Below are 13,310 nucleotides of genomic sequence, written 5' to 3'. Positions count from 1 at the left end.
CTTATTGATTCTTACTGAATTATCCACATATTGTTTATAACTTCTTAAAAAATGTGCATAAGTTATCTGAATTTGTGAACAATTCATGCAAAAAGCCCTTTCACCCATTCCCAAATAAAGAATGTTACTTGCTCTTCCTCTTCTGGCTCTTCTGCTTTTACTTCTTCTTTTTCAGGCTCGCAAATGGATGGGAATATACTGCACCACCAGTTATCGCCACGCGCATCACCAATTTTAACTACAATGGAGTGATACACATTTTGTGGATATAATACCGCTCCCTGTCTTTTAGGCGGAAATAAGTTATCCCCAACCACTACCTGTGTATCAATCTGTGGATAGTTTTCGCTTAATTCTGTTTCAATTTGTTGCTTTAATGTTTGAGTTTGCTCATTCCCCGCAACTCCTGCAGTTACTACTTGCATAAAATAGGGCTTTAATTCTTCCACAAGCTGCTCTTTCTCATATTGATCTTGTGCTGTATTGCTGTTAGCAATTACACGAATTCTAAAATCGTTTTCTTGTTCTTGATTAGTAGCCTCTTTTGCAAAACCTACTAATGATGGAATATATAACACACATAGCTGTAAGGCAATGGCCACTACTACTAATCTAGCAAACGCTAGAAAAATATTTTGTTTAGGTAATCTAATAAACTTGTATTCATTTAACATATAAATCCCTCCTTGCTCAACATTGTTGGCAAGATGAAGACACTTTATACATGAATCTCACAAAAAATCATTCGCGGTTTCCCATTAATATCTTTTTCTATCGAAATCGTAGCCTGTGGAAAACTATCTTGAAAGAATTTTGCTACTTTTTCACCTTGTGTATAACCGATTTCTAATCCAATTAATGCAGGTCTATTCATATACATTGGCAATTGCTCTGCTAATTGTCGATATAAAATAAGACCATCTTCCTCCGCAAATAGTGCGCTATGGGGCTCATGCTTTAGTACAACATCTGACATAGCCTCAGCCTCATCAAACGCGATATATGGAGGATTCGATAAAATAATATCAAATTTTTCACCCGCGAGCGGAGCAGTTAAATCTCCCAACCTAAAATCAATATCAGCCTCTAATCTCTGTGCATTTTTTTGTGCTGTCGCTAATGCATCCTCGGATAAATCAGTTGCTACGACCGATAACGCAGGACATTCCAGCTTCATTGAAATGGCAATAGCCCCACTACCCGTACCTATATCAGCTACCTTCAATGCTTGATGTTGAAATAGTTTAGTCATACGATTAATAGTGCCAAGAATTAGTTCTTCCGTTTCCGGTCGAGGAATTAAAACTGATTCATTGACGATAAATGAACGACCATAAAACTCCTCACTTCCCACACAATACTGAACTGGGCGACCATTGACATGTTCTTCTATAAGAGCTATAAATTTTACTTGCTGTTCTTCTGTTAATTTATCCTGTAAATGTAGCATAACCTCTGAATAACTTGTACCAAGTATATGCTGCATAACAATACGTGCCGCAGTTTGCTCCCGACCATTATCCACTAAAAAAGAAGAAGCCCACTCAAGGGCCTCCATCACATTTTTATAAGTCATCATTTAAGCGCTCTAACTTCGATGCTTGTTCTTCTAAAATAAGCGTATCGATAATTTCGTCCAATCTACCTTCGACGATTTGATCTAGCTTTTGAATCGTTAACCCAATACGGTGGTCTGTTACACGGTTTTGTGGATAATTGTATGTGCGAATTCGCTCTGAACGATCACCAGAACCCACAGCTGACTTACGTGTGGCATCGATTTCTTTTTGCGCTTCTTGCATATACATATCTGCTACACGAGCGCGTAAAATTTTCATTGCCTTTTCACGGTTTTTAATTTGAGAACGCTCATCCTGCATGGAAACTACAACACCTGTTGGTAAATGGGTCATACGAACCGCAGACATCGTTGTATTTACCGATTGACCACCCGCACCAGAAGATGCAAATGTGTCTACACGAATATCTTTTTCATGAATTTCAACATCTACTTCCTCTACCTCAGGTAAACATGCTACTGTTGCTGTTGATGTATGGATACGTCCTTGTGATTCGGTAGCTGGTACACGTTGTACACGGTGTGCACCATTTTCAAATTTGAACTTTGAATAAGCACCTTGACCGTTAATCATAAAGATCACTTCTTTATAGCCGCCCATTGGGTTTGGAGTGGCTTCCATAATATCAATTTTCCAGCCTTGTGTTTCTGCATAACGAGAATACATGCGGAATAAATCACCAGCAAAAATATTTGCCTCGTCTCCACCAGCCGCTCCACGAATTTCCATAATAACGTTCTTATTATCATTAGGATCTTTGGGAATTAATAAAATACGTAAACGTTCCTCAAGTTCTTCCTGCTGTGCTTTTAATAGGTTAAATTCTTCCTTTACCATTTCATGCATATCAGGATCTTTTTCGCTATCTAACATTTCACGTGTATCTACTAATTGCTCTTTGACATTTTTATATTCACGATACGAATCCACAGTTTCTTGGATATCTGACTGTTCCTTCGAATATTCACGTAATTTCTTACTATCATTAACAATATCCGGGTCGCTTAAAAGCTCTGTCAGCCTTTCATAGCGATCCTCCACTGCCTGTAATCGATCAAACATGGATTTCACCTCTATTTAGTTTCTTAAATTGCTCCTATTTACCAAGAGCTCTCCATTAAAATTATGCTAAAGCATAATGGTTATTTACAATGTGTATGTCCACTACTTAGTATAAAAAACTTTTCGCATATACGCCACTTTTTCTTAGTGCTTCATACTGTGACCTTCCATTATAGCGAAGGATGAGCATGACATTTTCGGCATACTGGATAATAGGAATCATTTCCACCAATTTGAATTTGATCTCCTGTATATACAGGCTGTCCATTTCCATCTACTCGTAAATTCATCGTTGCTTTTTTATGGCAGAACCAACAAATGGTTTTCATTTCTTCAATTTTATCTGCATATGTAAGCATGTATTGGCTGCCTTCAAACAGTTCATTTTGAAAATCATTTTTTAAGCCAAAGCCCATGACTGGAATATCTAATTCATCCACAATGTTAGCTAGTTGTAAAACATGCGCTTTTTTTAAAAATTGAACTTCATCCACAAGTACACAATATGGTTTAACCGAATTGTTTCGCACAAGTTCAAAAATATTTGTATCTTCATAAACAGGGATGGCTTGCTGTCTTAGACCTACTCGACTGGAAACAAAACCAACCTCATCACGTGTATCTAATCCTGATGTAAACATCATTACAGGTTTCTGTTGTTCTTCATAATTATGGGCAACTTTTAAAATCTCTATTGATTTTCCACTATTCATTGCACCATGTTTAAAATATAGCTGCGCCATACTGTCTTCTCCCTTTCTTTTGGTCGATCTGTATTTTGAAAAGACTTGCATCAACGTATCATATTTACTGAAAAAAATACCTGCCAAGCACATGCTTGGCAGGTATTAAACTAACATTAGTTTTTAAGACCGTATTTTTTGTTGAAACGATCCACGCGACCATCAGCAGACGCGAATTTTTGACGGCCAGTATAGAATGGGTGACATTCGTTGCAGAACTCGACAACGATGTTTTCTTTTACTGAACCAGTTTTGAAAGTGTTCCCACAAGAGCAAGTTACTGTTGCTTCTTTGTAGTCTGGATGAATTCCTTGTTTCATATTCGTTTTCTCCTCTCGCCCTGAACCATCTGGAACAGAGTATTATCGAACTGTACCTTACATAGCCCGAATATGAGTGAAACCATCAGCTATATATGTACACGTTGCATACTTATGAAGTATAGCATAGGCATTTTATTATTTTCAAGAAAAAAATATCAAAAGAAAGATTTCAATAGTTTTTATCCACGAACCTCACGATAATCATTATCTTGTAACCCTATTTTTTCATTTCGCTCTTTGAAACGGATATTATGGGAAGAAACATAAGCAACTTTTGGTGCATCAGGTTCTATTAATAGTTTTGCACTATTTAACGCTAATACGCCATCTGTAAAGGCACCTGCTATTAGCCTAACTTTACTTGGATGATCAATAAAATCACCCGCCCCATAGATTCCTTCTATATTAGTTTCTCTCTTTTCATTGACGAGTGCTACGCCATCTTCTATATGTAATCCCCATTCTTCTAGTGCACCATAATCACATTTTAAGCCATGGTTCACAATAACGGCATCTACTTCAACTCGCTCTATCTCTTCCGTCTCTTTATTCATAATCGATACAGACTGGATTAAATCTCCATCACTATGTAATTGCACTACTTCAAATGGCGTTTTTACACATACGGAGGATTCCTTCATCCGTAAAACGTTCTTTTCATGACCCCCGAAGTCCTCTCGACGATGAACGATCGTAACACTCGCTGCAATTGGCTCTAACTCATTCGCCCAATCGACGGCTGAATTACCACCGCCTGAAATTAAAACATGTTTATCCCGGAAAATCTCTAATTCCTGTACAGTGTAGTGTAAATTAGTTACTTCATAGCGATCTGCTCCTTCTATTTCAAGCTTTTGCATCGTTAGAACTCCATAACCCACTGCCAAAATCACTGTTTTAGAATAATGCTTTTCCCCCGTCGAGGAAGTTAATATAAATGTTCCATCTGGTTGTTTTTCTAATCCTTCTATCTTTTGATTTAAAACAATTGTCGGATCAAAAGTTTGAGCTTGTTCAACAAGCTGGTTGATAAGCTGTCCGCCTAAAATAGGTGTAACTCCACCAACGTCCCAAATCATTTTTTCAGGATAAATTAACATACGACCACCGAGCTGAGAGCTATACTCGATAATTTTCGTTTTTAAATCTCGCATGCCACTATAAAAGGCTGTATAGAGACCTGCTGGACCACCGCCAACAATCGTTACATCATATAGTTCTTTCACCATTATTAGATTCCATCCCCTTCATGCTAATTCCGAGAATTATGATAGGTACTCGGCTACCCCACCTTTATTGTTCACAAAAATACTTTCACTATCTATTCCTTTAATCGTGCTAATAAATACAAGAAATAAGGAGCGCCTATAACGGCAACGACGATCCCCGCTGGAATTTCTGAAGGCTCGAGTATAGAACGACCAATCGTATCAGCCATTAATACGAGAAAACCCCCTAATAATGCCGCCGCAGGAAGTAAAAATTGATGCTTTGCCCCAACCAGTTGGCGAGCTAAATGTGGAGCGATGAGCCCTACGAAGCCAATGCCACCACTTACAGAAACACTAGCGCCTGCTAAGCCAACTGCTGCGGCTAATAACCAACGCCGCTCTTTTTCAATCGAGGCCCCTAATCCGACAGCTGTTAATTCGCCTAAATTCAAAATGTTTAATACCCGAGATTTCGCATAAACAAATGGTAACAAGATCACTAACCATGGTAATAATGAAAGAACAAATCTCCAATTCGAACCCCATATGCTCCCTGCCAGCCATGTTGCCACAAACTGATAATTTTCAGGTGATAGGCGTAGTGTTAGCACAATCATTGCTGAGCTAATACCTGCTGCTACAGCTACCCCTGTTAAAATTAAACGCATGGGTGTAATACCTTCATGTCGTTTATAAGAAAGTGAATAAATCAGAATTGCCGTTAAGCCTGCTCCTATAAAGGCAAGTACTGGCAGTAAATAGACAGGTGCCGCCTTCGTTGTTGGAAAAAATGAAATATACAGCATAACTGCAAGACCAGCACCCGCATTAATCCCTAAAATACCTGGGTCTGCTAAAGCATTTTTAGAAACACCTTGTAAAATAGCACCTGAAATAGCTAAACCCATTCCCACTAATACAGCTATCACGATTCGTGGAAGCCTAAATTCAAATAGGATTAATTGTTGCTGTGCATCTCCTTGTCCAAAAAGAGTCTTAAAAACCTCCATTGGTGTTAGCTTAATCACCCCAGTATTCATACTAATCACAAAGGTAATGAAGATTAACACAAGCAATGTAGCAATAATGATAAAATTTTTCTTTTTTGTCTTCTGCTGACTTGGCGTTAAATAGCTGTTACTCATAGCTCTTTCCCTCCTTTACGTGCTAAATACAGGAAGAAAGGAACACCAATAAAGGCAATTAAAGCACCAATCGGCGTTTCATAAGGAGGATTGATAATGCGTGCTACTAAATCAGCTAACACCACGAGCAACGCTCCATATACTAACGAACAAACGATAATCCAGCGATAATCATGACCAACTATGTATCTCGTTAAATGGGGAATTATTAAGCCTACAAAACCAACTGCTCCTACAACAGAAACTGCCGCACCCGCTAAAATTAACACAATGATCATTCCCCATACTTTTACAACACCCGTACGTTGTCCGAGCCCAACAGCAATTTCCTCCCCTAAGCTCAGTACAGTGATTGAACGTGATAAAATAAGAGCTCCTATCATCGCAATAAGTATCCAAGGTGATAATATTTGTAGATGGCTCCATTTTGTTCCCGAAACACCGCCCGCATACCAAAAGGCAAGGTCTTGACCAATACGGTAATAAAGAGCAATCCCTTCTCCTAGCGCTCCAAGCAATGCACTAACAGCCGCACCAGCCAAAACAAGTCGCATCGGTGTTAAACCACCTTTAGACAGCGACCCAATACCATAAACAATGGCTACCCCAAGACCTGCTCCAATAAAGGACCATAAAATTAAAAACATATAAGGCATACCAGGGAAAAAGGCAAAGCACACTGCCAACATAAATGCGGCTCCAGAGTTCAAGCCTAACAATCCTGAATCTGCTAATGGGTTACGTGTCATACCTTGCATAATCGCCCCCGCTACTGCAAAGCTTGCTCCTACTAGAGCTGCCCCGAGTACTCGCGGTAAGCGGATATCATGAATAATTTGATGTGTAGTTAATTCTGGTGAAAAATGGGTAACTGCTGTCCAAACAGTACCCAGTGAAATATCTGCTGCACCAAAAGAGATCGATAAGCCAATAGCTAAAATTAATCCAATTACTCCTACAATTAAAGCTACTACTCCACGGATCGGATGAGATCGTTTCTGTAGCTCCTCTAAATCGTTGAGCTCTCCTACTCCTGTCGACGTAGTCATTTTATTTCCTCCTTATAAACTTCCCAATAAACATACAGACTAGATTTTATTTCTTCATATCGTATAGCTGATAGGATAGGCAGATTGGATTTTTACTATATGGACAAACAGCCATTTCAGCATCAATATTGAACACTCTTTGTAAATTTTCCTTTGTCATCACTTCTTCTGGACTTCCATCCACTATTAAATTCCCGTCTCTCATGGCCATGATAAAGTGGGAGAAGCGTGATGCATGATTCAAATCATGTAATACCATGATTATTGTTCGACCTTCTTCTTTATTTAACTTTTGTAAAAGCAATAAAATATCTAGCTGATGGGCTAAATCTAAATATGTGGTTGGTTCATCCAGTACTAGAATATCAGTGCCTTGTGCTAATGCCATGGCAATCCAAACCCTTTGACGTTGGCCACCTGACAATGCTTCAATTGGTCGATCACTAAATTCCCTTAATCCCGTCACATCAATAGCCCAATGGATATACTCATAGTCTTCCTTGCGCAATGTACCAAACCCCACTTGGTGAGGAAAGCGGCCATATGATACTAGCTCAAAAACAGTTAAGCCTCCTGGGGCTGTTGCCGTTTGAGGCAAAATAGCCATTCTTTTGGCTACTTCCTTGGTCTTCAATTGGTGAATTGCTTTACCATCTAAATAAACCGCCCCATTTTGAGTCTGAAGTACACGGGCCACTGCCTTTAATAAAGTAGATTTCCCACAACCATTTGGACCGATAATTGTGGAAATCTGCCCTTTTGGAATTTCCACGCTTAAATCATTGACTATGAGCGTCGAGGAATAACCAATCGCCACACGATCTATTTCTAGTACTGACATAATTAACTTCCTTTCATTTTTGAGAGTGCTTTGAACCAACCTTATATTTGTAGACCAAATTGAGCTGTATACAACCCATAATAAGCATGTTTTCGTTCCATTAATTGCTCATGTGTTCCTTCTTCAATAATGCCTTTTTTCGATACAACAACAATTCTATCTGCATCCTTGATTGTTGCTAAACGATGGGCAATTACCAACGTCGTACGACCAATAGAAAGTTCATTTAATGCTTGTTGAATAGCTTGTTCCGTTTCAGTGTCCAATGCCGATGTTGCTTCATCAAGTATTAAAATTTTTGGGTTTTTCAGGAAAATCCGTGCGATGGATAGTCTTTGTTTTTGACCTCCTGATAACTTCACACCTCGCTCACCAATTAATGTATCCATTCCCTCTGGGAGTGCTTTAATGACATCGGTCAGCTGTGCACGCTGAGCTGCGTACCAAATATCTTCTTCACTAGCATTCAGATTGCCGTAAGCGATATTATCACGAATAGTGCCATCAAATAAAAAGACATCTTGTTGAACAATCCCAATATGACCACGCAATGATTGCAATTTGAAATCGCGTATATCCACACCATCAATTTTAATGGAGCCTTCATTGACATCATAAAAACGTGGCAGCAAACTGCAAATTGTTGATTTTCCTGCTCCTGATGGACCCACTAGTGCCACTGTTTCACCAGGGCGAACCTGTAAATTAATGTGATGTAAAGCACGATTCGCATCTGAGTAGCCAAACGATACATCCGTGAATGTGATTTCGCCATCAATTTCATCGATGTCTTTCGCTTCTGGTCGATCCGCTATCTCAGGCTCTGTTTCAAGAAATTCAATATAGCGTCTAAATCCTGCCATACCTTTTGGATAGCTTTCTATAAACATGTTGATTTTATTAATAGGGCCAAGCAGAATCCCTGAAAGTAAAATAAATGCGATAAAGTCTCCATTAGATAGATCGCCATTTAACACAAAATAAGCTCCAACAAATAATGTAAATAATGACAATACCTTTGTTAGAATACCTGAAATGGCTTCATTCCAAGCCATGACCTTATAAGAGAACAATTTAGTCATTCGGAATCTTTCATTGTTTACCTTAAAGCGTTTAATTTCATGATCCTCATTTGTAAATGCCTGTACAACACGAATACCGCTGACATTGTTTTCAACGCGAGCATTAAAATCAGCAATATCTCCAAACATTTGACGAAATGCTTTTGACATTAATTTTCCGAAAATAATCGTCAGAACTAGGATGATCGGCACAAGTAGGAAAATAAGAATTGTAAAGGTTGGATCTATGTAGAACATCACACCAAATGTCCCTATAATGGTCATTGCTGCAATAAAAATATCTTCAGGACCGTGGTGGGCAAGCTCACCGATATCCATTAAATCGTTCGTTAATCGGGAAACAAGATGTCCCGTTTTATTATTATCAAAATATCTAAAAGAAAGTTTTTGTACATGGCTAAAGGATTCCTTTCTCATATCCGTTTCAATATTAATCCCTAGCATATGTCCCCAATACGACACGATGAAATGGAGAATGGAGTTAAAAATATATAAGACAAATAACAATAAACTCGCCATAATAATCCACTTTAGTTCGCCATCTGGCAAAATATCATCAATTACTTTATTTAAAACAAGTGGAAACGCTAATTCGATTAATGCTACTAAAATGGCGCAGCTAAAATCTAAAATAAATAAGCGTTTATATGGTTTGTAATATGAGAAAAATCGCTGTAATAACATGGTTGTAGCCTCCTATTGCAATATCAATCTTCATATCTACTAATGTATTTTTGTTGAGTCTTCGTAAACTCTACTATTTTGTCAGCCAGCTCTTCAGCTTGATGGAGACCCGAAAGTGGATCAGAGGCAAAATAATATTCAGATGGAAGCTCTATAATTTGATTATTTTTTACGACATCTAAGTTTGTCCAAGTCCCTGGCAACTTCCCATCTTTGTTAAAGAAGTTAATCATGAAGTTATAATCAGCTACAAAATCACTTACTACCTCGTAGGAAATCTCATAACGTCCGCCACTCGCCTCTTTTGCATCATATAACTCCTGCACTTTTTCTTGAGGCTTCAGACCCAAAATTTGATAGATTGCTCTACCACCCGATACGCTTGAATTTCCAACAATCGTTGCATTTTTTTCAAACATTTCATAAATAGTAAATGTTGCTCCGTCTGGAACCACATCATTTATTTTTTCCTTAGCTGTAGCTATCCGATCTTCAAACTCATTAACAAATGCTTCAGCTTCTTTTTGTCTTCCTAAATAACTTCCCATCGCCTTAATTTCCTCTATTGCTGATGAATGAGCATCTTCAGCAAAGACAATTGTAGGTGCAATTTTCTCATATTTCCCTACATCTTCTGGATTCCATGTAATGATTAAATCTGGCTTTAGCTCTAGAATTTTTTCCAATGATACCTTCCCATCAGTACCAATATTCGTAATTTCCCCATCCTTGTAGTGTTGTTTTAAAAACGTAGCATAATCGAGGTTAGCTGTTACCCCTCCTACTGGTACAACATCTAACGCTAAAATTTGGCCAAGATACCAGTCTGTGATAACTCTTTTTGCTCTCACTGGAATTTCTACTTCACGGCCACTGTCATCTGTCACCATTCTTGTCTCTATAGTATCTGGAGTAGTTTGTTCCTCTACCTTTGATGAGACCGATTCTTCATTACATGCAGTTAATAAAACAAACAGGCTCAGAAAAAAAGGCAGTCTTATATGTTGAATCACCTTTTGCATCATGATTTCATTTTCTCCGTTCTCAAATCGGTTTGCTTGCGCGAGCTGATTCTCATTGTATTGAAAATGATTCTCATTTGTAATGGCCATTTCGGACATATAAGATGTATATTTCAGCCTAAAATTACTTGGTGCCATATTTGTAGCCTTTTTAAAGGCACGACTAAAATAGTATTCATCTTCATAGCCAAGTGAAATAGCAATTTCCTTTATACCAAATTGATTTTCCAACAAATATTGTTGTGCCTGCTCAATTCTTAATTGCTGTAAATAAATTTGTGGTCCTACCCCATAGCGTGCTTTAAAAATTCGTAATAAATGACGTGTACTAATATGAAGCGTATCTGCCAATGTTTGTATAGATAATGGTTGATGAAGATGCCGATGAATATATAGCCGTGCTACTTCTGCCTTATCCATTTCATGCGGGTTCCCCTGCCCATCTGCTAATTCTTGAAACACACGATAAACAAATTCATACAAAGAGGCTTTAACTGAAAAATGATCTTGAATTGAGCCCGACATCCATTTGCTATACATATCTTGAAGTATGTTGTGAATGGCTATTGGATTAGCAGGCACACAAGAGAAATTTATTTGAAAAGGTTGATATTGCATCTGTAAATGCTGCATAAAGGCATCCTTATAGATGACATCTCCTTCATAACGTATGAGGAAGTAGCTAACACTATGCTGTGCATTAATTTGTAAACTTTGAGATTTACCAATGTGAAAAATACTGAAACGCTGTACATAATAAGGCTGTTCATCAATGATAATTTGCGCCTCTCCTGCTGTTATGATAATGAACGAACTATTAGTTACTATCTTTGAAATTTGAACTTTTGATTTATTTACGTAATTAATATGCTTCATTTGAACATAGGCATTTTGCCAAAGCAGCATGTAGGCATCATAGTTCATCCGAATCTCCTTCAAAAAGATATTTATTAACTTCATTATATTGATAATGATTATCAATTTCAATAAACATTTATTCATTTAAACATATACAAAAAAATCACCATTGACAATTATTTGTCAATGGTGATGGCTGTTCTATAATAAACCTTTACCTTTAGTTGCTTTCTTCATATCTTCGTTCAGTTTTTCAAAAAATTCTTCGTTCGATTTTGTTGTACGAAGTTTTTTCAGGAAGCGTTCCGCAAAATCAGGCGCATCTGAAAATGTTTTACGAATCGCCCATAGTTTTTCAAGTTGTTCGGGCTCAAGCAATAACTCTTCCTTACGTGTACCCGAACGGCGAATATCAAGCGCAGGGAAAATTCGGCGCTCTGCCAACTGGCGATCTAAATGAAGCTCTAAATTACCTGTCCCCTTAAATTCTTCGTAAATAACCTCGTCCATACGTGAACCAGTATCTACTAAAGCAGTCGCTAATATCGTTAAGCTACCGCCTTCTTCAATATTTCGAGCCGATCCAAAGAAGCGTTTAGGTCTATGGAAGGCAGCTGGATCGATCCCCCCTGAAAGCGTGCGTCCACTTGGAGGAATGACAAGGTTAAATGCACGCGCCAAACGTGTGATAGAATCCATTAAAATAATGACATCACGTTTATGTTCCACTAAACGGCGTGCACGCTCTAAAACGATTTCTGCCACTTTGACATGATTTTCTGGAACTTCATCAAACGTTGAGCTAACAACATCTGCATTTACAGACCGCTCAATATCTGTTACTTCCTCAGGACGTTCATCTATCAGTAAGACAATTAGCTCTGCTTCTGGATGATTTGTCGTAATAGCGTTTGCAATTTCTTTTAATAAAGATGTTTTCCCCGCTTTCGGCGGTGCAACGATTAATCCACGCTGACCAAATCCTACAGGTGCCACTAAATCCATAATACGTGTTGATAAATTACGCTGAGTTGTCTCCAATTTAATTTGTCTGTCTGGATATAGTGGAGTTAATGCAGGGAAATGCACACGTTCCTTTGCAACTTCAGGATCCTCGCCATTGACGGCATCAACTTGTAATAAGCCGTAATAACGTTCATTTTCCTTGGGTGGTCGCACCTTCCCAGATACCTTGTCCCCATTACGAAGATCAAAGCGACGAATTTGAGATGCAGAAATATAAATATCTTCTTTACTTGGAGAGTAGTTTATTGGTCGAAGGAAGCCAAAGCCCTCTTGCGAAACAATTTCAAGTACACCTTCCATAAAGAAATAGCCTTCTTGCTCTGAACGCGTTTTCAAAATAGCAAATATTAATTCTTTTTTCGTTAGCTTGCTATAATATGAAATTTTATATTGGCGTGCAAGAGCGTAAAGCTCTTTTAACGTCATGTTTTCTAATTGAGCGATTGTCAATGCAGACATATGCACAACTCCAGTCTTTTTCAAAATATAATACAATTATTGGGGTTATCATCGAAGATTTTTTACGAACGAATGGCTCTGTTCCCACTATACGGTTACCTCAGTAGGTCAATAACAAATACATAGTCCACCATATGATGAAACATTGCCTTACAAACTACGGGATGGTTTATTTAAAGAAGAAGGTACCTAGCACAATAGATGTACTAGGTATATTTTAGAAGA

Annotated in this window: 12 protein-coding genes; all 12 read right to left on the bottom strand. The window is 38.2% G+C overall.

The features are described from left to right. Positions 1-83 precede the first annotated feature (83 nt). The 12 genes from MKY80_RS02675 to rho all read right to left on the bottom strand — a co-directional run bounded on the left by MKY80_RS02675 (position 84) and on the right by rho (position 13,085). Entirely contained in the window at positions 84-674 is a 591-nt protein-coding gene (locus MKY80_RS02675; RefSeq protein ID WP_008180573.1) for a stage II sporulation protein R, read from the bottom strand. 44 nt (positions 675-718) lie between these two features. After that, complete coding sequence (prmC, locus tag MKY80_RS02670; RefSeq protein WP_342531860.1) at positions 719-1,579, bottom strand: peptide chain release factor N(5)-glutamine methyltransferase; 861 nt, start codon at positions 1,577-1,579, stop codon at positions 719-721. Then, positions 1,566-2,642 carry a peptide chain release factor 1 gene (gene prfA, locus MKY80_RS02665; RefSeq protein ID WP_008180577.1) on the bottom strand — a complete coding sequence of 359 codons (1,077 nt, stop codon included), beginning with the start codon at positions 2,640-2,642 and terminating at the stop codon, positions 1,566-1,568. The genes prmC and prfA overlap by 14 nt, the downstream gene beginning before the upstream one ends. 170 nt (positions 2,643-2,812) lie before the next feature. Next, on the bottom strand, positions 2,813-3,385 hold the full coding sequence (locus MKY80_RS02660; RefSeq protein ID WP_025114779.1) for a thymidine kinase: 573 nt from the start codon (positions 3,383-3,385) through the stop codon (positions 2,813-2,815). 116 nt (positions 3,386-3,501) lie between these two features. Next, positions 3,502-3,705, bottom strand: coding sequence for a 50S ribosomal protein L31 (gene rpmE, locus MKY80_RS02655; RefSeq protein ID WP_004269457.1), 204 nt, complete (start codon positions 3,703-3,705; stop codon positions 3,502-3,504). A 182-nt stretch (positions 3,706-3,887) separates the two neighbouring features. Next, positions 3,888-4,937 (bottom strand): NAD(P)/FAD-dependent oxidoreductase, encoded by a 1,050-nt coding sequence (locus MKY80_RS02650; protein WP_342531855.1) that lies wholly within the window; start codon positions 4,935-4,937, stop codon positions 3,888-3,890. A 92-nt stretch (positions 4,938-5,029) separates the two neighbouring features. Continuing rightward, positions 5,030-6,064: an iron ABC transporter permease gene (locus MKY80_RS02645; RefSeq protein WP_089986943.1), complete on the bottom strand. Its 1,035-nt coding sequence runs from the start codon at positions 6,062-6,064 to the stop codon at positions 5,030-5,032. After that, positions 6,061-7,113, bottom strand: coding sequence for an iron ABC transporter permease (locus tag MKY80_RS02640; protein ID WP_107921620.1), 1,053 nt, complete (start codon positions 7,111-7,113; stop codon positions 6,061-6,063). Before MKY80_RS02640 ends, MKY80_RS02645 begins: the two co-directional genes overlap by 4 nt. A 46-nt stretch (positions 7,114-7,159) precedes the next feature. After that, positions 7,160-7,954, bottom strand: a complete 795-nt coding sequence (locus tag MKY80_RS02635) for an ABC transporter ATP-binding protein (protein ID WP_239354147.1) — start codon at positions 7,952-7,954, stop codon at positions 7,160-7,162. A gap of 41 nt (positions 7,955-7,995) precedes the next feature. Then, positions 7,996-9,720: an ABC transporter ATP-binding protein gene (locus MKY80_RS02630; RefSeq protein WP_342531850.1), complete on the bottom strand. Its 1,725-nt coding sequence runs from the start codon at positions 9,718-9,720 to the stop codon at positions 7,996-7,998. A 23-nt stretch (positions 9,721-9,743) separates the two neighbouring features. Beyond that, positions 9,744-11,666 carry an AraC family transcriptional regulator gene (locus tag MKY80_RS02625; protein WP_342531848.1) on the bottom strand — a complete coding sequence of 641 codons (1,923 nt, stop codon included), beginning with the start codon at positions 11,664-11,666 and terminating at the stop codon, positions 9,744-9,746. A gap of 135 nt (positions 11,667-11,801) precedes the next feature. After that, positions 11,802-13,085, bottom strand: coding sequence for a transcription termination factor Rho (gene rho / locus MKY80_RS02620; protein WP_008179008.1), 1,284 nt, complete (start codon positions 13,083-13,085; stop codon positions 11,802-11,804). Positions 13,086-13,310 lie beyond the last annotated feature (225 nt).

Source organism: Lysinibacillus sp. FSL R5-0849, from assembly GCF_038595075.1.
GTDB classification, from domain to species: domain Bacteria; phylum Bacillota; class Bacilli; order Bacillales_A; family Planococcaceae; genus Lysinibacillus; species Lysinibacillus fusiformis.
The sequence above is the reverse complement of the archived record's forward strand: the minus strand, read 5'-3'. Positions and strand labels throughout refer to the sequence as shown.

Excerpts from the sequence above, each read along its gene's own strand:
- MKY80_RS02640 (WP_107921620.1), bottom strand. The coding sequence starts at position 7,113 with ATGACTACGTCGACAGGAGTAGGAGAGCTCAACGATTTAGAGGAGCTA.
- prfA (WP_008180577.1), bottom strand. The coding sequence starts at position 2,642 with ATGTTTGATCGATTACAGGCAGTGGAGGATCGCTATGAAAGGCTGACA.
- prmC (WP_342531860.1), bottom strand. The coding sequence starts at position 1,579 with ATGATGACTTATAAAAATGTGATGGAGGCCCTTGAGTGGGCTTCTTCT.
- MKY80_RS02625 (WP_342531848.1), bottom strand. The coding sequence starts at position 11,666 with ATGAACTATGATGCCTACATGCTGCTTTGGCAAAATGCCTATGTTCAA.
- MKY80_RS02635 (WP_239354147.1), bottom strand. The coding sequence starts at position 7,954 with ATGTCAGTACTAGAAATAGATCGTGTGGCGATTGGTTATTCCTCGACG.
- rho (WP_008179008.1), bottom strand. The coding sequence starts at position 13,085 with ATGTCTGCATTGACAATCGCTCAATTAGAAAACATGACGTTAAAAGAG.
- rpmE (WP_004269457.1), bottom strand. The coding sequence starts at position 3,705 with ATGAAACAAGGAATTCATCCAGACTACAAAGAAGCAACAGTAACTTGC.
- MKY80_RS02675 (WP_008180573.1), bottom strand. The coding sequence starts at position 674 with ATGTTAAATGAATACAAGTTTATTAGATTACCTAAACAAAATATTTTT.
- MKY80_RS02650 (WP_342531855.1), bottom strand. The coding sequence starts at position 4,937 with ATGGTGAAAGAACTATATGATGTAACGATTGTTGGCGGTGGTCCAGCA.
- MKY80_RS02630 (WP_342531850.1), bottom strand. The coding sequence starts at position 9,720 with ATGTTATTACAGCGATTTTTCTCATATTACAAACCATATAAACGCTTA.
- MKY80_RS02660 (WP_025114779.1), bottom strand. The coding sequence starts at position 3,385 with ATGGCGCAGCTATATTTTAAACATGGTGCAATGAATAGTGGAAAATCA.
- MKY80_RS02645 (WP_089986943.1), bottom strand. The coding sequence starts at position 6,064 with ATGAGTAACAGCTATTTAACGCCAAGTCAGCAGAAGACAAAAAAGAAA.